The 19658-nt window shown below is 73.9% G+C and carries 17 protein-coding genes; 11 read left to right on the plus strand and 6 right to left on the minus strand.

Translation table 11 applies throughout. The annotated features are described in order from the left end of the window. Positions 1–26: 26 nt before the first annotated feature. Positions 27–1433, minus strand: coding sequence for a lysine 2,3-aminomutase (locus tag AB0K07_RS15170; RefSeq protein ID WP_363755350.1), 1407 nt, complete (start codon positions 1431–1433; stop codon positions 27–29). 153 nt (positions 1434–1586) lie between these two features. Here AB0K07_RS15170 and AB0K07_RS15175 point away from each other — a divergent pair, with 153 nt between their 5' ends. The 9 genes from AB0K07_RS15175 (at position 1587) to AB0K07_RS15215 (ending at position 11790) form a co-directional block, all read left to right on the plus strand. Then, a complete protein-coding gene (locus AB0K07_RS15175; protein WP_363755604.1) occupies positions 1587–2636 on the plus strand; it encodes a zinc-binding alcohol dehydrogenase in 1050 nt (349 codons plus the stop codon). Between the two features lie 4 nt (positions 2637–2640). After that, on the plus strand, positions 2641–4206 hold the full coding sequence (locus AB0K07_RS15180; RefSeq protein ID WP_363755352.1) for an amidohydrolase: 1566 nt from the start codon (positions 2641–2643) through the stop codon (positions 4204–4206). Continuing rightward, positions 4203–5762, plus strand: a complete 1560-nt coding sequence (locus AB0K07_RS15185) for a lysine 5,6-aminomutase subunit alpha (protein WP_363755354.1) — start codon at positions 4203–4205, stop codon at positions 5760–5762. The genes AB0K07_RS15180 and AB0K07_RS15185 overlap by 4 nt, the downstream gene beginning before the upstream one ends. Beyond that, on the plus strand, positions 5759–6517 hold the full coding sequence (locus tag AB0K07_RS15190; RefSeq protein ID WP_363755356.1) for an OAM dimerization domain-containing protein: 759 nt from the start codon (positions 5759–5761) through the stop codon (positions 6515–6517). The genes AB0K07_RS15185 and AB0K07_RS15190 overlap by 4 nt, the downstream gene beginning before the upstream one ends. Then, positions 6514–6906 carry a hotdog domain-containing protein gene (locus AB0K07_RS15195; RefSeq protein ID WP_363755358.1) on the plus strand — a complete coding sequence of 131 codons (393 nt, stop codon included), beginning with the start codon at positions 6514–6516 and terminating at the stop codon, positions 6904–6906. The genes AB0K07_RS15190 and AB0K07_RS15195 overlap by 4 nt, the downstream gene beginning before the upstream one ends. Beyond that, positions 6903–8240: a glutamate mutase L gene (locus tag AB0K07_RS15200; protein ID WP_363755360.1), complete on the plus strand. Its 1338-nt coding sequence runs from the start codon at positions 6903–6905 to the stop codon at positions 8238–8240. Before AB0K07_RS15195 ends, AB0K07_RS15200 begins: the two co-directional genes overlap by 4 nt. Positions 8241–8817: 577 nt before the next feature. Further along, entirely contained in the window at positions 8818–10356 is a 1539-nt protein-coding gene (gene lnt / locus AB0K07_RS15205; protein WP_363755606.1) for an apolipoprotein N-acyltransferase, read from the plus strand. Between the two features lie 34 nt (positions 10357–10390). Continuing rightward, positions 10391–11200, plus strand: coding sequence for a polyprenol monophosphomannose synthase (locus AB0K07_RS15210; protein ID WP_363755362.1), 810 nt, complete (start codon positions 10391–10393; stop codon positions 11198–11200). 65 nt (positions 11201–11265) lie between these two features. After that, on the plus strand, positions 11266–11790 hold the full coding sequence (locus AB0K07_RS15215) for an FxsA family protein (protein ID WP_363755364.1): 525 nt from the start codon (positions 11266–11268) through the stop codon (positions 11788–11790). Between the two features lie 61 nt (positions 11791–11851). Here the strand turns inward: AB0K07_RS15215 and AB0K07_RS15220 are convergent, their stop codons facing one another. After that, the gene (locus AB0K07_RS15220) at positions 11852–12193 is read right to left on the minus strand and encodes an RNA polymerase-binding protein RbpA (RefSeq protein WP_046564157.1); all 342 of its coding nucleotides are present in this window, start codon (positions 12191–12193) and stop codon (positions 11852–11854) included. Between the two features lie 221 nt (positions 12194–12414). Between AB0K07_RS15220 and AB0K07_RS15225 the strand changes: the two genes are divergently transcribed. Continuing rightward, the gene (locus AB0K07_RS15225) at positions 12415–13896 is read left to right on the plus strand and encodes a peptide MFS transporter (protein ID WP_363755366.1); all 1482 of its coding nucleotides are present in this window, start codon (positions 12415–12417) and stop codon (positions 13894–13896) included. Positions 13897–13905: 9 nt separating this feature from the next. On the opposite strand, the gene AB0K07_RS15230 is transcribed toward AB0K07_RS15225, so the two are convergent. Further along, complete coding sequence (locus AB0K07_RS15230) at positions 13906–15063, minus strand: hypothetical protein (RefSeq protein WP_363755368.1); 1158 nt, start codon at positions 15061–15063, stop codon at positions 13906–13908. A gap of 116 nt (positions 15064–15179) precedes the next feature. After that, on the minus strand, positions 15180–15830 hold the full coding sequence (locus AB0K07_RS15235; RefSeq protein ID WP_363755370.1) for a LysE family translocator: 651 nt from the start codon (positions 15828–15830) through the stop codon (positions 15180–15182). A 237-nt stretch (positions 15831–16067) separates the two neighbouring features. Here AB0K07_RS15235 and AB0K07_RS15240 point away from each other — a divergent pair, with 237 nt between their 5' ends. Continuing rightward, on the plus strand, positions 16068–16562 hold the full coding sequence (locus AB0K07_RS15240) for a DUF1992 domain-containing protein (protein WP_363755372.1): 495 nt from the start codon (positions 16068–16070) through the stop codon (positions 16560–16562). 36 nt (positions 16563–16598) lie between these two features. Here the strand turns inward: AB0K07_RS15240 and AB0K07_RS15245 are convergent, their stop codons facing one another. After that, on the minus strand, positions 16599–18941 hold the full coding sequence (locus AB0K07_RS15245) for an ABC transporter permease (protein WP_363755374.1): 2343 nt from the start codon (positions 18939–18941) through the stop codon (positions 16599–16601). After that, on the minus strand, positions 18938–19630 hold the full coding sequence (locus tag AB0K07_RS15250) for an ABC transporter ATP-binding protein (RefSeq protein WP_363755376.1): 693 nt from the start codon (positions 19628–19630) through the stop codon (positions 18938–18940). The genes AB0K07_RS15245 and AB0K07_RS15250 overlap by 4 nt, the downstream gene beginning before the upstream one ends. Between the last annotated feature and the right edge of the window lie 28 nt (positions 19631–19658).

Below are 19658 nucleotides of genomic sequence, written 5' to 3' on the forward strand. Positions count from 1 at the left end.
ATTCCCGGGGTGTCGTTGGTGGTGGGTCAGTCGTCGCGGTGGTCGGCCCACCACTGCTGGCCGCCCTGGGGGAGGGTGTCGATCGGGTCGTAGTAGGCGTAGCGCTTGTTGAGCGCCTCCAGGTCGGCGGACTCGATGGAGGTGCGGTAGTTCTTGGTCCAGTAGGAGATGCCGCGGTCGCGGTCGTAGTCGGTGAGCATGTGCACCCAGCGCTTGCCGACGAAGGGGACGTCGCAGACGATCCGTGGGGTGGCGTAGCCGGGCAGGTAGCCCATGATGTCGTGCTGGAGTTGCTGGGCGTGCCAGACCGGGACGCGCCAGTGTTCGGCGTTGGGGATCATGTCGCACATGTAGAAGTAGTACGGCAGGATCCCGGCTTCGCCCTGCAGCGCGAAGCAGAGGTCGAGCAGCTCGGGGGTGGTGGCGTTGACGCCGCGCATGAGCACGCCCTGGTTGCGGACGTCGCGGACGCCGACGTCGAGGGCGGTCTGGGCGGCCTTGGCGACCAGCGGGGTGATCGACTGGGCGTGGTTGACGTGGGTGTGGATGGCGAGGTTGACGCCGCGGCGGGCGGCGGTGCGGGCGACGCGTTCCAGGCCTTCGACGACGTCGGGCTGCAGCCAGTGCTGGGGAAGGCCCATGAGGGCCTTGGTGGCGAGCCGGATGTCGCGGATGGTTTCGATCTCCAGCAGGCGCATCAGGTACGACTCGAGGTTGCGCCAGGGCACGTTGGCGACGTCGCCGCCGGAGACGACGACGTCACGGACGCCGGGGTGGGCCTTGAGGTAGCCGATGTGGGCGTCGTAGCGCTCGACGGGCTTGAGGGTGAGTTTGAGCTTGTCGACGGCGGGAGTGGAGTTGCCGACGAGGTCCATCCGGGTGCAGTGCCCGCAGTACTGGGGGCAGGTGGAGAGCAGTTCGGCGAGGACCTTGGTGGGGTAGCGGTGGGTGAGCCCTTCGGCGACCCACATGTCGTGCTCGTGCAGTGAGTCGCGGCTGGCGTACGGGTGTGACGGCCAGTCGGTGCGTCGGTCGGAGGCGACCGGGATCATGTAGCGGCGGATGGGGTCGGCGAGCAGCGCCTCGGTGGTGAGGGGCGCGAACGGCACCATCGTGTTGATCATCTGGGGTGGCACCAGCATCGACATGGTGGCCAGGGCCTTCTGGTCGGCCTCGAGGTCGGTGTAGAAGCTCTCGTCGATGAGGTCGCCGAAGACGGTGCGCAGCTGCTTGATGTTCTTGACGCAGTTGACGCGCTGCCACTGGGCGGATTCCCACTGGTCGCGGGTGACGTGGCGCCAGCCGGGGAAGCGGGTCCAGTCGGGTTCGACCAGGGGGCGGCGGCGGTATTCGTACGGCTGCCCGGCGGTCGGTACGGCGACCGGGGCGTGACGGGGTTGAGGGATGGTCTCAACCGGTTGGGTCTGGGTCACGGCCCCTCCTTGGTGCTGCGGCTGATCAACGGGCCCGAAGGCTACTGGAAAATATCCGGTGTAGAAACTAGTCTGCCGGAAGTTTTCCCGCTACGCGAGTCCCCGGCCGGGGCTTCGGGCGGCCGGACAGGGGAGGTCGGCGTGACGTCACCGGTGGGACTGCACCGCGTCGTGGAACCGGCGGGGGTGCTGCCGCAGGCGGCTTGGCGGCTGGACGCGTCCGCCGCGATCGCGCCGAACGAGGTGCGGATCCGGGTACAGCGGCTCAACCTGGACGCGGCGAGCTTCCGGCAGCTGTCGGAGAAGCACGGCGGGGACGGCGACGCGGTCCGCGCCGAGGTGCTGGAGATCATTTCGACCCGGGGAAAGATGCAGAACCCGGTGACCGGTTCCGGCGGGATGCTGATCGGCACGGTCGAGGAGGCCGGCCTGCGCTCCCCGCTGGGGCTCAAGGCGGGTGAGCGGGTCGCCACCCTGGTGTCGCTGACCCTGACCCCGCTCGTGGTGACCGACGGGCTGGCCCGCTGGGACGGGCGCAGCGAGCAGGTGCCCTGCGACGGGTGGGCGATCCTGTTCGCCCGCTCCATCGCCGCGGTGCTGCCCGACGACGAGGACCCGCAGCTGTCCCTGGCGGTGCTGGACGTGTGCGGGGCGCCGGCGTTGACCGCGCGGGTGGTGTCGCGCTACGTCGAGGAGCGTCACCGCGCCGGCGACCCGACGCCGGTGCGCGTCGCGGTGATCGGCGGCGCGGGCAAGAGTGGGTCGCTGTCGCTGGCCGCGGCGCGGCGGGCGGGCGCCGCGCGTACCGTCGGGGTGGTGCCGGTGGCGGCGGAGCGCGACGCGCTGACGGCCGCCGGCCTGGCCTCGGTGGTGGCGATGGCCGACGCCCGGGACCCGGTGGCGCTGTCCACGGCGGTGACCACGGCGCTGGGCACCCCGGCGGACGTCACGGTGGTGTGCGTGGACGTGCCGGGTTGCGAGCACGGGGCGGTGCTGGCCACCGCCGACGGCGGCACGGTGATCTTCTTCTCGATGGCGACGAGCTTCTCGGCCGCGGCGCTGGGCGCCGAGGGGCTGGCGGCGGACGTGACGATGCTGGTGGGCAACGGGTACGTGCCGGGGCACGCGGAGCTGGCGTTGGGGCTGCTGCGCGCCGAGCCGGGGGTGCGTCGGCTGTTCGCGGCGCGGATCGCGGCAGACTGAGGTCATGACGAACCCCTCGACGCTGTACCGCGGCGGTGTGCTGCACTGTCCCGCCGACCCGAACGCGACCGCGCTGCTGGTCTCCGGTGGGCGGATCGCCTGGTTGGGCACCGACGATGACGTGCCGCCCGCCGACCGGGTGGTGGACCTGGGTGGTGCGCTGGTGACGCCGGCGTTCGTCGACGCGCACGTGCACGCCACCGACACCGGGTTGGCGTTGTCCGGGCTGGAGCTGTCCGGGGTGCGCTCGGCGGCGCAGTTGCTGGACGCGGTGGCCGCGTTCGCGGCCGGCCTGCCGGTGGACGCGGTGGTGCTGGGGCACGGCTGGGACGAGTCGGGCTGGGCGGATGCGACGCTGCCGGACGCGGCGGCGCTGGACCGGGCGGCCGGTGGCCGGCGGGTGTACCTGTCGCAGGCGTCGATCCACTCGGCGTTGGTGTCGTCGGCGCTGCTGGCGGCGTGCCCGCAGGCGGAGGCCGCGGCCGGGTACGACGCGTCGGGGTGGTTGCGTCGGGACGCGCACCACGTGGTGCGGGCGGCGGCGCAGGGCTCGGTGAGCCGGGCGCAGCGGGTCGCCGCGCAGCGGGTGGCCCTCGGGCACGCGGCGTCGCTGGGTATCGCGGCGGTGCACGAGTGCGGCGGCCCGGAGATCTCCGACGAGGAGGACTTCACCGGCCTGCTGGGCATCTCCGGGGCGGGGCTGCCGGAGGTGTACGGGTACTGGGGTGAGCTGGGTGGCGCGGCGCGGGCCCGGGAGCTGGGTGCGGTGGGCGCCGGCGGTGACCTGTTCGCCGACGGGGCGTTGGGTTCGCGGACGGCGCACGTGTCGCAGCCGTACGGCGACGGTGACGGCTGTGGGCACGGGTACCTGTCGGTCGAGCAGGTCCGCGACCACCTGCTGGACTGCGCGGCGCACGGCATGCAGGGCGGTTTCCACGCGATCGGGGACGCGGCGATCGGCACGGTGCTGGAGGGCTTCGCGGCGGCGGCGCGGACGCTGGGCGTGGAGCGGGTGCGCGCGGCCCGGCACCGCATCGAGCACGCGGAGATCATGAGCAAGCGGTTGATCGCCGGGTTCGTGGAGTACGGGGTCGTGGCGAGCATGCAGCCGGCGTTCGACCGGCTGTGGGGTGGCGCGGGCCGGATGTACGAGTCGCGGCTGGGTCTGGACCGGTCGTTGGAGTCCAACCCGATGGGCGCGATGCACGGGGTGGGCGTGGCGTTGGCGTTCGGGTCGGATTCGCCGGTGACGCCGCTGGACCCGTGGGGGTCGGTGCGGGCGGCGGCGGCGCACCACAACCCGGCGCAGCGGATGAGTGTGCGGGCGGCGTTCGCCGCGCACACGCGCGGCGGGTGGCGGGCGGTGCACCTCGACGTCGAGGGTGTGCTGGCGCTGGGTGCGCCGGCGACGTTCGCGGTGTGGTCGACGCCGGCCGGGGTGGAGCGGGGCCTGCCGGTGCTGCTGGCCGAGGACCCGGAGCTGCGGGGTCCGGACGACCCGACGCCGCTGCCGGTGTGCCGAAGCCTGGTGCTGCGCGGTGAGGTCATCTATGAGGAAGGTTCGTCGTGACCGGAAAGCTTGATCTTGACCCGGCGCTCGTGGCGCGGGCGCGGGAGTTGGCGCGCCGAGCTGGGCAGCCGGTGGTGGACCTGGCGCGCAGCCACACCACGGTGTCGGTGGAACGGGCGGTGCTGCGCCTGGCCGGGGTGACCGGCGCCGACCCGGACGGCATCCCGTGGGTGAACCGGCTCGTCGACGCCGTCGTCGCCGACGTGGGGCTGGGTCACGGTGTGGCGGTGCCGGTGTTCGACGCGTTGGCCCGCGAGGGCATCACGGACGTGACGCTGCTGGCGCAGAAGGCCGCCGCCGGGTCGGTGCGTTTCACCCTGCCGAGCGGGCGGGCCGCCACGGCCGCCCGGTTGGCGGCGCGCAGGGCGGTCGGCGCGGGCATCCGGCGCATCGACCGGCGGCGCGCGGAACGCGACCGTCTCGTCAAGCGGCACGGGGACCCGGCGCAGCGGCCGTGGATCTACCTGATCGTGGCGACCGGTGACATCTACGAGGACATTCCGCAGGCGCAGGCGGCGGCCCGGGCGGGCGCGGACGTCATCGCGGTGATCCGCTCCACCGGGCAGTCGCTGCTGGACTACGTGCCCGAGGGCGCGACCCGGGAGGGGTTCGCCGGCACGTACGCGACGCAGGAGAACTTCCGGCTGATGCGCGCGGCGCTGGACGAGTCGTCGAAGGAGCTGGGCCGCTACGTGCGGTTGACCAACTACGCGTCCGGTCTGTGCATGCCGGAGATGGCGACCCTCGCCGGGTTGGAACGCCTCGACATGATGCTGAACGACTCGATGTACGGGATCCTGTTTCGCGACATCAACCCGATCCGCACGTTCGTCGACCAGCGGTTCTCCCGGCAGGTGCACGCCCGCGCCGGGATCATCATCAACACCGGTGAGGACAACTACCTGACGACGGCCGACGCCGTCGACGAGGCGCACACGGTGACGGTGTCGCAGCTGCTCAACGAGTTCTTCGCGCACGAGGCGGGCCTGGCGGACTGGCAGTTGGGGCTGGGGCACGCGTTCGAGATCAACCCGGAGGTGCCGGAGTCGTTCCGGTTGGAGCTGGCGCACGCGCTGCTGGCCCGGGAGCTGTTCCCGGACGCCCCGCTGAAGTGGATGCCGCCGACGAAGCACATGACCGGCGACGTGTTCCGGGGCAACCTGCTCGACGGGTTCTTCAACCTGGCGGGCACGCTGACCGGTCAGGGCATCCTGCTGGTGGGGATGATGACCGAGGCCGTGGTGACGCCGTGGCTGTCCGACCGGGACATCGCCCTGCAGAACGTGCGGTACGTGCTGGGCGCGGCCGGTGGGCTGCACGAGGACTTCGTGCCGGCGCCGGGCGGGTTCATCCGGCGGCGCGCCAACCAGGTCCTCGGTGAGGCGTTGGATCTGCTGGAACGCATCGGGGAGCAGACGTTGCTGACCGCGATCGCCGAGGGCACGTTCGGGATCATGAAGCGGCCGGCGGACCGCGGCAAGGGCCTCGCCGGGGTCGCCGCGCACGAGGCCGACTACTGCAACCCGGCCACCGAGATCCTGGAGGCGGCGGCGTGAGCGAGGTCAGGAAGGCGATCGTGCGGCCGTACGGGGACACCACCGGCGACGGGATGGTGCAGGTGTCGTTCACCCTGCCGGTGTCGCACGACAAGCGGGCCGAGGGCGGCGCGGTGCAGTTGGCCAACCGGATGGGCATCGACCCGGCGATGGTGGTGCACGCCAAGCCGATGGGCGACGAGTTCACGTTCTTCGTCGTCTACGGGCGGGTGAACCACCTGGTCGACCTCAACGCGGTGCAGGTGGTGGAGCGGGACTTCGCGCTGCTGTCGGCCAAGGACGTCAACACGGTGATCAAGCAGCGGCTGCGGCGCAAGCTGTCCGTGGTCGGGGCGTGCATCGGCACGGACGCGCACACGGTGGGCATCGACGCGATCCTCAACGTCAAGGGCATCGCGGGGGAGAAGGGCCTGGAGTACTACCGGGAGTTGAAGGTCACCAACCTGGGCGCGCAGGTCAGCGTGCCGGAGCTGGTGGAGGCCGCCCGGGTGGAGAAGGCCGACGCGGTGCTGGTGTCGCAGGTCGTCACCCAACGCGACGCGCACCTGCACAACACCCGGGAGATGTCGGCGGCGTTCCGGGAGGCGATGCCGGCCGGGCGGCGGCCGCTGCTGATCGTCGGCGGTCCCCGGTTCGACGAGACGATGACCGACGAGTTGGGCGTGGACCGGATCTTCGGCCGGGGCACCACGCCCGGCGAGGTGGCCAGCTACCTGGTGCACGCCCTGATCACGCAGCGGAAGGCGATGGTATGACCGACTCCAGGCTCGGGTTGACCGTGACGCACCGGCGGTACGTGCCGTACTCGCACGCCCACTACGCCGGCAACCTCGTCGACGGGGCGTACGCGTTGGCGTTGTTCGGGGACGTGGCGACCGAGGTGTGCATCCGCACCGACGGCGACGAGGGCCTGTTCGCCGGTTACTCCGACGTGCGGTTCACCGCGCCGATCCGCGCCGGTGACGTGGTCGAGGTGACCGCGCAGGTGTCGCGGGTCGGCACCCGCAGCCGCACGCTGGAGTTGAGCTGCGCGGTGGTGTGCCGGGGCCGCCCGGACCGCTCCGAGTCCGCCGCCGAGGTCCTCGACCCGCCGATCGTGGCGGTCACCGCGACCGGCACCGTGGTCGTTCCCGCCGCGTCGTGACCCTGGCGGTCTGCGCGGACGTCGGCTCCACGTACACCAAGGCGGCCGTGGTGGACCTGGCCGCCGGTGTGCTGGTGGGCGCGGCTGCCGCGCCCACCACGGTGGGCAGCGACGTGCTGCACGGCCTGGACGCCGCGGTCGCGGCCGCCACCGCCGGGCTGGGCGTGCGGGAGGTGCCGTGGTACGTCTGCTCGTCGGCCGGCGGTGGGCTGCGGCTGGCCGTGATCGGCTACGAGCCGCTGGTCACCGCGCAGGCCGGCCGGCGGGTCGGGTTGTCCGCCGGGGCGCACGTGGTGCACGTGGCGGCCGGGCGGCTCGGGCAGGCGGATCTCGCGGCGCTGCGGGCCGCCCGACCGGACGTGGTGCTGCTGGTCGGCGGCACCGACGGCGGTGACGCCGACACGATCACCCACAACGCGACCCGGCTGGCCCGGGCCCGCTGGCGGGTGCCGGTGGTGCTCGCCGGCAACGGCGACGTCCGCGCCGAGCTGACCGGGTTGCTGGAGGGCGCCGGGGTGCCGGTGACGGCGGCGGAGAACGTGCTGCCCCGCATCGGGGTGCTCGCCCCCGCGTCGGCGCGGGCGGCGATCCGCGCGGTGTTCCTGCGCCACGTCATCGGCGGGAAACGGCTGTCGCGGGGCACCCGGTTCGCGCGGCTGGTGCGCGCGGCCACCCCCGACGCGGTCCTCACCGGGGTGGAGGTGCTCGCCGACACCCTCGGCGGGGACCTGGCCGTCGTCGACGTGGGTGGGGCCACCACCGACGTGTACTCGGTGCTCACCCCCGACGAGCGGGCCACCGGGCCGGGCCGGGAGGTCGCCGGCAGCCTGTGGCGGGCGCGGACGGTGGAGGGGGACCTGGGCATGCGGTGGAGCGCCCCCGGTGTCGTGCGGGCCGCCGCCGAGGAGCGGCTGCTCACCCCTGGTGAACAGGACGACCTGGCGGCGGCCGCCGCGCGTCGTGCCGCCGACCCGGCGTTCCTGGCCGCCGACGACGCCGAGCGGGCCGTGGACGCCCGGATCGCCACCCTCGCGGCCACGGTGGCGCTGCGCCGGCACGCCCGCGGCGCCGCCACCGGCGAACGCTCCGGGCGGGACTTGCGCGACGTGCGGCTGCTGGTGGGCTCCGGCGGGGTGCTGCGGCACGCCCCGGCCGACACGGCGGGGCGGGTGCTGACGGCCGTCCTCGGCGACCACGCCGGCGGGTGGGCGTTGCCGCGCGCCGCCCGGCCGGTGGTGGACACCGACTACGTCCTGGCCGCCGGCGGGTTGCTCGCCGAGGAGCATCCGACGGCCGCGGGGGCTCTGCTGCGCCACCACCTGCGCACCCATTGAGACACGCCGACCCGACACGCCGTGGTGCAAGACACGACAGGCCGGGGGTGGGTTGACAGGGTACGGGGTGCAACACGTACCGTCTTTGAGTCCTACCACGGGAAGCGGCTGTTGTTCGCTTCGTCCCTTCGTCCGCTGGCCGAGCGACAGTTTCAGCGTCATCGTCGCGGCGGCCAGGTCCAGCGGGCGGGGGTCGGCGGGGCGGCGCGAACCGGTCGCGGTTACCGGTGTACGGGCAGGGTGAGGTGCACGGCCAGTAGACAACGGCCCGGCGGGGGCAGCCAGTCCGCGTCCGGTCGGTCCGAAGGTCGGCGTGCCTCGTCCTCGCCGCACCGGCCGGGGAGGGCCTGGGAGCATCGGGGCGCGGCGCGAGCCGCGCCCCGATTTCATGTCCGCCGGGTGGTTCGTCCCCGAGGGCCCGATGCGGCCGACACCCCCGTCGGCCAGGTAGCCTTCGCCCCGTGATCGAGGGGAAGCTGCGGTGACGACACTGGACCGGGACGAGACACACGCCCCGGCGGTGCCGCCCCGGCCGGCAGCCGCCGGCCGGCCGTTGCCGCTGAAGGCCGCCGCGCCGATGGCCGTGGCCGCCGGGCTGGCCCTGCTGGTCGCGTTCCCGCCGTACGGGGTGTGGCCGCTCGCGCCCGTCGGGGTGGCGCTGCTGGCCGCCGCGGCGCACCGGCGCCGGTTGCGCGCCGGCGCCGGCCTGGGCTTCCTCACCGGTGTGGCGCTGTTCGCGCCGCTGCTGGCCTGGACGAACCTGCACACCGGCTACCTGCCGTGGGTGCTGCTGTCGCTGTTGCAGGCCGGCTACCTGGCCCTGCTGGGCGCCGCCACCGCCTGGGTGTCGCCGCTGGCCGACCGCCGCCGCTGGGCGTGGCCGGCGCTGACCGGGCTGCTCTGGGTCGGGCAGGAGGCGCTGCGTGACCGCACCCCGTTCGGCGGGTTCCCGTGGGGGCGGCTGGCGTTCAGCCAGGACTCCTCGCCGCTGCTGCGCCTCGCCGCGCTCGGCGGCGCCCCGCTGGTCACGTTCGCCGTGGCCCTCATCGGTGGGCTGCTGGTCACCGCCGCCTGGCGGGGCTGGGCCGCCGCCCGGACAGCACCCTCGGGCGAGCCGCCCGCGCGCCGGTGGCTGCCGGTGGCCGTACCGGCCGCCGTCGCCGTGGCGCTGGGCGCGGCGGGCCTGCTGGTGCCGGTCGCGACCGCCGGGTCGGGCGCACCGGTCACCGTGGCGATCGTGCAGGGCAACGTGCCGCGCCTGGGCCTGGACTTCAACGCCCAACGCCAGGCGGTGCTGAACAACCACGTCGACGCCACCCTGGAGTTGGCCGCGCGGGTCGCCGCCGGCACGCAGCGCCAACCCGACCTGGTGGTGTGGCCGGAGAACTCCAGCGACATCGACCCGCTGCGCAACCCCGCCGCCGGGGCCCGCATCTCCCAGGCCGCCGACACCGTCCGCGCGCCGATCCTGGTCGGCGCCGTGCTGCTCGGCCCCGGCCCCGGCGAGGTCCGCAACGCGGGCATCCTGTGGCGGCCCGACACCGGCGCGGACCTCAGCCAGCTGTACACCAAGCGGCACCCGGTGCCGTTCGCCGAGTACGTGCCGCTGCGCGACGTCGCCCGCATGGTCAGCAAGCAGGTCGACCTGATCCGCAACGACTTCGTTCCCGGCAGCACCCCGGGCGTGGTACGCGCCGGCCCCGCGGTGCTCGGCGACGTGATCTGCTTCGAGGTCGCCTACGACGAGGTGGTCCGCGACACCGTCACCGGCGGCGCGCAGCTGCTCGTGGTGCAGACCAACAACGCCACCTTCGACGTGGCGGAGGCCCGCCAGCAGCTGGCCATGGTGCGCCTGCGGGCCGTCGAGCACGGCCGTCCGGCGTTGATGGCCTCCACGGTCGGGGTGTCCGGGTTCGTCGCCCCCGACGGGCGGGTAAGCGACGCCACCGGGTTCAACACCCGGGAGGTCGTGGTGCGGGAGATGCGGCTCGACGACGGGCGCACCCTCGCCACCCGGCTCGGTTGGTGGCCGGAGCTGGCGCTGGCCGGGCTGGCCGCGGCCGCCCTGGTCGGCGCGGCGGTGCTGCGCCGACGGCAGCGGATCCTGACCGGATAGCAGCAGCCGGTACGCCGGCGGGAGCGGAGGAACCGTGATCCAGGCGACCGATACGATCCGGCGTCCCGACGAGGTGCCCGGCGTGGGCCGGGTGCTGGTGGTGATCCCCACCTACAACGAGGCCGACAACATCGCCGCCATCGTGGCCCGGGTCCGCCGGGCCGCCCCGGCGGTGCAGATCCTCATCGCCGACGACAACAGCCCCGACGGCACCGGCGCCCTCGCCGACGCCCTCGCCGACGCCGACGCGCACGTGCAGGTGCTGCACCGGGAGGGCAAGCAGGGCCTCGGGGCGGCGTACCTGGCCGGGTTCGACTGGGCGCGCGAGCACGGCTACCACGCCGTGGTGGAGATGGACGCCGACGGCTCGCACGCCCCGGAGGACCTGCCGGCGCTGCTGCGGGCCGCCCGCGACGCCGACGTGGTGATCGGCTCGCGGTGGACCAACGGGGCGCGGGTGGTGAACTGGCCGCTGCGGCGGCTGCTGCTGTCGCGCTGCGGCAACCTGTACGCGCGCCTCGCGCTGGGCATGCCGGTCTCCGACGCCACCGGCGGCTACCGGGTGTACCGGCTCACCGCGCTGGACGCCATCGACCTGGCGTCGGTGTGCTCGCAGGGCTACTCGTTCCAGGTGGAGCTGTCCCGGCTCGCGCACCACGCCGGGGTGCGGATCGTGGAGGTGCCGATCACGTTCGCCGAGCGGGAGCGCGGGGACAGCAAGATGAGCCCGCGGATCGTGGCCGAGGCGCTGTGGCGGATCACCACCTGGGGGGTGCAGGACCGCCGGCAGGCGGTACGCCGGGGCCTGCACGGCACCCCCACCGGTCAGGTGCGGTGGCCGTGAGCGCGGCCGTGTCATGCTGGATGGGCGGAACACGTTTCTGTGTCGCGGGATGGCGATGAGGTGAGATGCGCCGAGGACTGAGGTTCGTACCGTTGGCCCTGCTGCTGGCGGTGGTGCTGGAGCTTGCGGTGTTCGTCCTGGTGGGGCGGGCGCTGGGGTTCGGCGTGGCGGTGCTGCTGGTGTTCGCCGCGTCCCTGCTCGGGCTGGTGCTGCTGCGTCGCGAGGGGATGCGCGCCTGGCGTGGTTTCCGCTCCGCCGCCACGGCCGGGCAACCCCCGGGCCGGCAGGTGACCGACGGGCTCGTGGGGTTGGGCGGCGCGCTGCTGCTGGCCGTGCCGGGTCTGGTCAGCGGGCTGGCGGGGCTGCTGCTGCTGGTGCCGCCGGTGCGGCGGCTGGCCCGCGCCGGGGTGCAACGCACCACCGAGCGGCGGGTGTCGTCGATGGTCGCCGGTGACCTGTTCGGCCCCCGCACGGTCCGGGTGCGCCAGGGAGCACCGCAACCGACACCCCGTCCCCAACCGGAGCAGCCGGTGGTCGTCGACGGCGGCCGGGCCATCGAGGGCGAGATCATCGAGCCGGGCCGCAACTGACCCACCGACACGACGGCGCCCCCGGGGAATCCCGGGGGCGCCGTGTCGTGCGGGTTGCGGCTCAGGCGCGGCCGCGGCGGGTACGAACCTCCTGGAGCCGCTCAGCGAGGATGTCCTCGAGCTCGGCGATCGAACGCCGCTCCAGCAGCATGTCCCAGTGGGTACGCGGCGGCTTGGCCTTCTTCTGCTCCGGCTCGCTGCCGTCGACGAGTCGGGCGACGCTGCCGTCGAACTTGCACTCCCAGGTCGTCGGGACCTCGGCGTCGACGGCGAACGGCACCTCGAACTGGTGGCCCTTGGCGCAGAGGTACTCGCGGGTCTGACGCGGCGCGAGCTCCGTGTTGCGGTCGGATTCGTAGCTGACCGCGCCCAGCCGGCTTCCGCGCAGCATACGCTCGCCCATGATCGACTTCCCCTCGTTCGTGGTGCTGGTCTTCTGGGTGTAACCGTGCGTACCCGTCGAGCCATTCCCGCCCGAGGGCGTGAGGCGTCCACGGGTGAGCCGGGACCAAGGGTAGCCGGCCAGGACGGTGACCCGGCCAGGTGATCCCGGCCGGGGCGGAACGGTGGAGTGTTTCGGCTGCCACCGGGGATGTTAACCGCCCGAGTGCAGCGGAGGTTGCGATGGCCCATGACGTCCCGGTCGAGCGTTCCGTCCCCACCGGGCGGACGTTCTTCGGTCACCCCCGGGCACTGGCCACGCTCTTCCTCACCGAGATGTGGGAGCGGTTCAGCTTCTACGGCATGCGGGCGATTCTCGTGCTGTACCTCACCGCCGAGGCCGCCGACGACGGGCTGGGCCTGAGCGAGTCCAGCGCCAACGCGGTCTACGGCACGTACAACGCGATGGTGTACCTCATGGCGCTGCCCGGTGGGTGGGTCGCCGACCGGCTGATCGGCGCCCGGCGCAGCGTGCTGTGGGGTGGGGTGGTGATCGCCGCCGGGCACTACGTGATGGCGGTGCCCACCCGCTGGAGCGTCTTCGCCGGCATGACCCTCATCGTCCTCGGCACCGGCCTGCTCAAACCCAACATCTCCACCATGGTCGGCGCCCTGTACGACCGGGACTCCCCGCGCCGCGACGCCGGCTTCTCGATCTTCTACATGGGCATCAACCTGGGCGCGTTCATCGCCCCGCTGATCACCGGCTTGCTCGGCGAGAAGATCAACTGGCACCTCGGGTTCGCCGTCGCCGCGGTCGGGATGACCTTCGGCGTGATCCAGTACGTGCTGGGTCGGCGCAACCTGGGCGACGCCGGGGACCGACCGGCCGACCCGCTGCTCGGCGCCGACCGCCGCCGGGCGCTGACCCGCGCCGGTGTGGCCGTCGCGGCGCTCGTCGTGATCGTCGCCGTCCTCGCGCTGGTCGGGCTGTTCACCCTCAACACGGTGGTGAACCTGCTCACCGCGGTCACCGTGCTGGTCACCATCGGCTACTTCACGCGGATCATGACCGACCGGGAGTTGAGCGCGACCGAACGCAGCCGGATGAAGGCGTACCTGTGGCTGTTCGTGTTCGCCGCCGCGTTCTGGCTCATCTACGACCAGGCCGGGTCGGTGCTGAACATCTTCGCCGCCGAGCGCACCGACCGCGACGTGGCCGGCTTCACCTTCCCGGCGTCCTGGCTCCAGTCGGTCAACCCCATCCTGGTCATCATCGGCGCGCCGCTGTTCGCGCTGCTCTGGCTGCGGGTGGGCAACCGGGTGTCCACGCCGGTGAAGTTCGCCGTCGGTCTGGTGCTCAACGGCCTGTCGTTCGTGCTGATGGCCGCCGCCGCGCAGGCCGCCGTCGGCGGTGACCTGGTGTCCCCGTGGTGGCTGGTGGCGGTCTTCGCCGTCCAGGTCGCCGGTGAGCTGTCGCTGAGCCCGGTCGGCCTGTCCGCCACCACCAAGCTGGCGCCCGTGAAGTACGCCAGCCAGATGCTGGGTCTGTGGTTCCTCGCCACCGCCGTCGGCGACGCGATCGGCGGGCAGGTGGCGCGGCTCGCCGACGCCTGGTCCGAGTCGACCTACTTCCTCACCTTCGGTCTGGCGTCGGTGGCGTTCGGGCTGGGCGCGGTGATGTTCGCCCGGCACATCCGGGCGCTGATGGCCGGTATCCACTGACCGCCCGCGTCAGCGGGTGGCCTCGTCTGCGGTGGCGGCGCCGAGCCGCGCCAGCGCCAGGGCCAGGTCGCTGACCTGGTCGCCGAGCTGCGCCACCCGCCGCTGGGCCAGGTCACGGTCGGTCTCGGCGGCCTCCAGCCGTACCGCCAGGGCGGTGAGCCGGCCCTCGGCGGTGGCCGCGGCCTGCCGGGCGGCGGCCACCTCGGCGGCGAGGGTGTCGCGCTGGGCGGCCGTGGCGGCCAGTTCCGCGCGCAGCTGCGCGGCCAGCTCGGCGGCCTCCTGCCGGGCGTTGTCGGCCTCCCGCGCGGCGACCTGCGCGCGGTCGCGGGCCCGGTCGGCCTGCTCCCGCGCCCGGGCCGCGTCGGCGGCCTCCGTGCGCGTGCGTGCCGCGTCGGCGCGGGCCTGGTCGATCTGGCGCCGCACGTCCTGCACCTCGGCGTGCCACCGTCCGGCCCGCTCGGTCGCCTCCGCGGCGGCCCGGGTGGCCCGCTCGGCGTCGGCGCGCACCGCGTCGCGCTCGACGGTCAGGTCCGCCACCCGCCGCCGCTCGGTGTCGCGCTCGGCACGCAGGCCGCTCAGCTCGTGGCGCGCCTCGTCGCGGTCCCGCTCGGCCTGGGCCCGCAGCGCCTCGGCGGCGCTGGCGTCGTGCCGGGCCCGGTCGCGGGCCGCCTCGGCGCGCTGCGCCCGCTCGTCGGCCGCGGCGACCTGCTGCCCGGCCCGCTCGGCCCGCTGCCGCGCGTCGTCGGCGTCGGCGCGCGCCTCGCGGGCCTGCTCGCGGGCGCGCGCCGCGTCGGCCGCCGCGTCCTCGGCGTCACCGCGGGCTTCGTCGCGTTCGGTCTGCGCCGCCGCGATCTCGGTGGCGGCCTCGGCGCGAGCCTGGGCCAGCTGCCGCTGCACACCCACCGGGGACAGCTCGGCGTGCAGCGCCTCGGTCAACGTCTCGACGATCTGGTCGAGCCGGTCCACCGCCTCCCAGGTGCGGGCCACCTGACCCGGCAGGCCGGGAGCGTTGCGGTGGCGCATCCGGCTGTTGCGGGAGGCGCGCTGGCAGGCGCCGTCGTTGTCCCGGCAGTAGCGGAACGGCCGACCCGCGCCGACACGCTGCGGCACCGGCCGTCCACAGTGGGCACACGGGCGGGTTTCGGCGGGGGTGGGCTGGGCGTCCATCGAGGGCGAAGTCTAGTGCCGGGGCCCGGGCGGCGTTCCCGCGCCGTCAGCTGCCGGCAGCAGCGCGGCGAGCATCGCCACGGCCGGCAGCAGCCCGAAGCCGTAGCGGACCGCGGTCAGGGGGTGGCGATCGCCGCGCGGGAGCGGTCGGTGGCGATGCGGACGGCCAGCGCGGCCAACGCCGTGCCGGTCACCCACTGCTGCACCCGCAGCCACAGCGGCCGGCGGGCGAAGAACCCGGCCAGCGCGCCGGCGCTGAGGACGATCAGCGCGTTCACGCTCAACGCGACGGCGATCTGGGTCAGGCCGAGCAGCAGGCTCTGCGCCGCCACGTGCCCCCGCGCCGGATCGACGAACTGCGGCAGCAGCGAGACGTACAGGATGGCGATCTTCGGGTTCAGCAGGTTGGTGACCAGGCCCATGGTGAACAGCCGTCGCGCCCGGTCCAGCGGCAGGGGCGCGGGCGTGAACGGGGAGTGCCCGCCCGGACGCAGCGTCCGCCAGGCCAGCCAGAGCAGGTACCCGGCGCCGGCCAGCTTCACCACCGCGTACAACGCCGGCACCAGGACGAAGACGGCGGCCAGCCCGGCGACCGCCGCGGCCAGGTAGACGCCGAACCCGGCGGCCACCCCGAGCAGCGAGATCATCCCGGCGCGGCGGCCCTGCGCCACCGACCGGGACACCAGGTAGACCATGTTCGGGCCGGGCGTGAGCACCAGCCCCAACGCCACCAGCGCGATACCCAGCAACGCACCCGCACCCACCACGACGACCCCCCGGTTTCACCGACTCTCGCACCGACCGTAGGGCCGGGTCGTCATCCCGGCCCAGAACCACCTGCCGGGCTGTGGCCTGCGCCGGGGCGGAACCGGTCGTTCGGGCGGAAACCACGCCGGGGCGGGGTGCCGACGGGAATGGTCACGGCTCCGACCGCGCTGACCAGTTGCGGTGTGCGCTGTCGGCCGGAGGCGGCGCGTTACGGTGGCCAGGGGAGGTGCCGCGGGGTGACCGAAGCGTGGGAAGCGGCCGTGGAGGGGCAGATCCAGGGGGCCGTGCAACGCGGCGAGTTCGACGACCTGCCCGGCATGGGCAAGCCGATCCCCGGCCGCGGAATGCCGTACGACGAGTCGTGGTGGATCAAGAGTTTTCTGGAGCGCGAGGCGCTGCCCAGTGACCTGCTGCTGCCCACGCCGCTGCAACTGCGCCGGCGCATCGAGCAGGTCCCCGCCGAGGTCCGCGACCTGCCCACCGAGCAGTCCGTCCGGGACTTCGTGGGGCAGTTGAACGCGCAGATCGTGGCGTGGCTGCGTAACCCCGAGGGCCCCCGGGTGGTGGTGCGGCCGGTGAACGCCGACGAGGTTGTCCGCCGCTGGCGCGCCGAGCGCGCCAGCGGCGGATCTCGGACGTCCACCGACGCGCCGGGGCCGGCGCCCGCCGGCGCACCGGCACGCCGGTCCTGGTGGGCGTGGCTGCCGTGGCGCCGCCACCAGGCGACCTGACCCGCCCGGCGGCGGCGGTGCGCTGACCAGGCCCGGTCACTCGTTGTGCAGCACCTCCGCGATCGTCAGCCGCGCCGCCGACCGGGCCGGCAGGAGCGCGCCGAGGACCGTGATCGCGATGCCGGCGAGGGCCAGCAACGCGAGTCCGCCGGGCTGCCACACCTGAAGCATTGCCTTCGCGAGGCTCAGGTTCGCCGCATCCGCCGTGACCGGCACCACGACGCGGTGCGCGAGCACCCCCAGCGGTACGCCGAGCAGGCCACCGACCACCCCCAGCGCCGCCATCGACGTCACCATCATCACGACCACCTGCCGGGGCGTCATCCCGATCGACTTGAGCATGCCCAGGTCCCGACGGCGGTCACGGGTGTTGAGCACCACGGTGTTGAAGACGCCGAGCGCCGCGACGAGCCCGAGCAGCAGCGTGAGCACCGTGGACAGCGCCACGACCGCGGTGGTGTACGAGTTCGAGCCGCTGTTGTCCCAGGCGTCGAGCCCGGGATCGGCGGTGCGGATCGCTGCGAGATGCTGCCCGGTGTCGGTGCCCGGCGCCACGGCGAGCGCGTAGTACATCTCGTGGGGGAGGATCCGGTAGTCCGGCGCGAGGCGCTCGAACGTGTCCCAGCCGGCGACCAGCCTCGGCCAGCCGGGCGCGGTGGACATGATCTCACCGACGACGGTCACGGACCGCTGCCCGGCGCCGAATCGGACGGTGGCCCGATCACCGACGGACAGGCCGTGGTCGTGCAGGACGGTCGAGGGCGCGACGATCTCGTCCGGGCCGCGCAGCCAGCGCCCGGCGACGATCTGGTCCTGGAAACCCATGGCCGGCACGTCGCCCCGGACGAAGTAGACGGTGGCCGGCTCACGGTCCCCGACGATCGACACCTCCAGGTCCAGTCCGCCGGCCACCCGCGTCGTGCCCGGCACCGAGCGCAGCAGCTGCTCCACCTCCGGCACCGACCGCTGCGTCACCGGCTGACCCCCGTCCGGGCGCAACGGCCGTACCGCGATGGGGGTGTCGTTCAGGTCGGTGAGATCGGAGTAGCGGCGCACCGTCTCCGACATTCCCGTCGCGAACGTCACGGTGACCACACCGAGCACGACCGCCGCCATCGTCAGCACCGTCCGGGCCGGGCGCGCGAACGGCAGGCCGAGGCCGAGGCTGACGGCGCGGGGCAGCCGGGTGCCGCCGAGCGCCCGCTGCACCCGCAGCGCGCGGCCGGGCCGCGGTGCGCTGCCGGCGCTGATCGCCTCCGCCGCCGACAGCCGGTACGCGCGCAGCGCCGGCACGAGTGCGGCCAGCAGGACGACCGCCGGTGCTCCCACCAGCGCGGCGACGTCGATCCACGGCGCGACGCCGACCTCGGCGCCGAAACCCAGCCCCAGGAACGCGGACCGCAGCAGCGGGCGGGCACCCAGATCGCCCAGCACCGTGCCGAGGACGCAGCCGACGACGGCCGGCACGGACACCATCGCGAGGTACACCGCCACCACCTGCCGTGGCGTGAACCCCATCGCCTTGAGAACGCCGATGTGCCGGTAGCCGGAGACGACCGCACCGCTGACGACGTTGCCAACGATGAGGACCGCCACGATCAGCCCCAGAACGCCGAAGGCGACGAGGAACGGCACGTACGCGCCGGGCCCGGCGGCGATGGCCTCCTTGACCACGAGGTGCGACTGGGCGGCGATCAGCGCGTCCGGCGGCAGCCCGGCCCGCAGCGCGGCGACGTGCCCGTCGACCTCGGTCGTGGTGCGGGCGTCGGCGAAGCGGTACAACATCTGGGTCGTCGTCGGGCGCAGCGCGGCGATCCGGTCCGGCGCCACCCAGGCGTCGGCGGTCCGGCTGATGCTGTAGGCCCGGCCGACCACGGTGAACGTCGTGCCGTCGGCCAGGGTGATCCGGTCGTCCTCGGGCCGGAACTGTGCCCGGTAGCCGGCGGCCGGCGGCGCCTCGTTCAGCACGATCTCACCCGGCCCGGTGGCCCAGCGCCCGTGCCAGATGTCCACGGTGTCGACCGGACCGCCCGGGTCGGCGCGTCCGACGACGCTGAGGGGGCGGCCCTGCAGGGGCGGTACGTTCCCGTCGCGGGACGTGTCGACGGTGGCCTGCCGGAACGGGCCGGCGACCGCCGTGACGTCCGGCCGGTGCTCGGCGAGCTGCGCGTCGGTGACGGCCGCCGCGTCGTACGTCGCGACGACGTGCGCACCCCGGCGTTCCGCGAACGCCCGGTCGAACGGTGCCGACGAGGCGTCCAGCAACGCGAGGGCGACCACGATGGACGCGGTGGAGAGCAGCACGACGAGGCCGATCACGAACGTCTGCAGCCGGCGGCGGCGTACCGCCGCGCGGGACGCCCGCCACACCGCGCTCATGCCTTCTCCAGGGTGCGCTCGCGGGCGATCCGGCCGTCGGCGAGTTCCACCACGCGGCTCGCACACCGGGTGGCGAGCCGCTCGTCGTGCGTGACGATCAGCAGCGTCTGCCCGATCTGGTTGAGGTCCAGCAGCAGGTCCATCACCTGCTCGCCGGCCTGGCTGTCCAGTGCGCCGGTCGGCTCGTCGGCCAGCAGGAGTGCCGGTCGGTTCATCAGGGCCCGGGCGACCGCGACCCGCTGCCGCTCGCCGCCGCTCAGCGCTGCCGGGTACACGTTGCGCCGGTCGGCGATGCCCAACTCGTCGAGCAGTTCCAGGGCCCGCTTGCGGGCCAGCCCGGCCTTGCTGCCGGTCAGTTGGGCGGCGAGGGCGACGTTGTCCAGCGCCGGCAGGTCGTCGAGCAGGTTGAAGAACTGGAAGATCATGCCGATCCGGTGCCGGCGGAACAGCGCCAGCCCCGTCTCGTTCCTGCGGCCCAGATCCTCGCCCTGGACGACCACCCTGCCGGTGGTGGGCCGGTCCAGCCCGGCGATCATGTTGAGCAGCGTCGACTTCCCGCAGCCGGACGGGCCCATCACGGCGACCGCCTCACCGGCCCGGACCGACAGCGACACGCCGTCGAGGGCGGTGGTGTCGCCGTACTCCTTGCGGACTCCGTCGAGCTGTACGACGGTCGTGTCTCTGGTCATGGCAGCAAGCTACGGTCGGCGGCACCGG

Source organism: Micromonospora sp. NPDC049301 (assembly GCF_040678715.1).
Taxonomy (GTDB): Bacteria; Actinomycetota; Actinomycetes; order Mycobacteriales; family Micromonosporaceae; genus Micromonospora.

Bases quoted from the DNA above. Each gene is read 5' to 3' on its own strand.
- AB0K07_RS15180 (WP_363755352.1), top strand. From the start codon at position 2,641: ATGACGAACCCCTCGACGCTGTACCGCGGCGGTGTGCTGCACTGTCCC.
- AB0K07_RS15195 (WP_363755358.1), top strand. From the start codon at position 6,514: ATGACCGACTCCAGGCTCGGGTTGACCGTGACGCACCGGCGGTACGTG.
- lnt (WP_363755606.1), top strand. From the start codon at position 8,818: ATGGCCGTGGCCGCCGGGCTGGCCCTGCTGGTCGCGTTCCCGCCGTAC.
- AB0K07_RS15215 (WP_363755364.1), top strand. From the start codon at position 11,266: ATGCGCCGAGGACTGAGGTTCGTACCGTTGGCCCTGCTGCTGGCGGTG.
- AB0K07_RS15220 (WP_046564157.1), bottom strand. From the start codon at position 12,193: ATGGGCGAGCGTATGCTGCGCGGAAGCCGGCTGGGCGCGGTCAGCTAC.
- AB0K07_RS15225 (WP_363755366.1), top strand. From the start codon at position 12,415: ATGGCCCATGACGTCCCGGTCGAGCGTTCCGTCCCCACCGGGCGGACG.
- AB0K07_RS15230 (WP_363755368.1), bottom strand. From the start codon at position 15,063: ATGGACGCCCAGCCCACCCCCGCCGAAACCCGCCCGTGTGCCCACTGT.
- AB0K07_RS15245 (WP_363755374.1), bottom strand. From the start codon at position 18,941: ATGAGCGCGGTGTGGCGGGCGTCCCGCGCGGCGGTACGCCGCCGCCGG.
- AB0K07_RS15250 (WP_363755376.1), bottom strand. From the start codon at position 19,630: ATGACCAGAGACACGACCGTCGTACAGCTCGACGGAGTCCGCAAGGAG.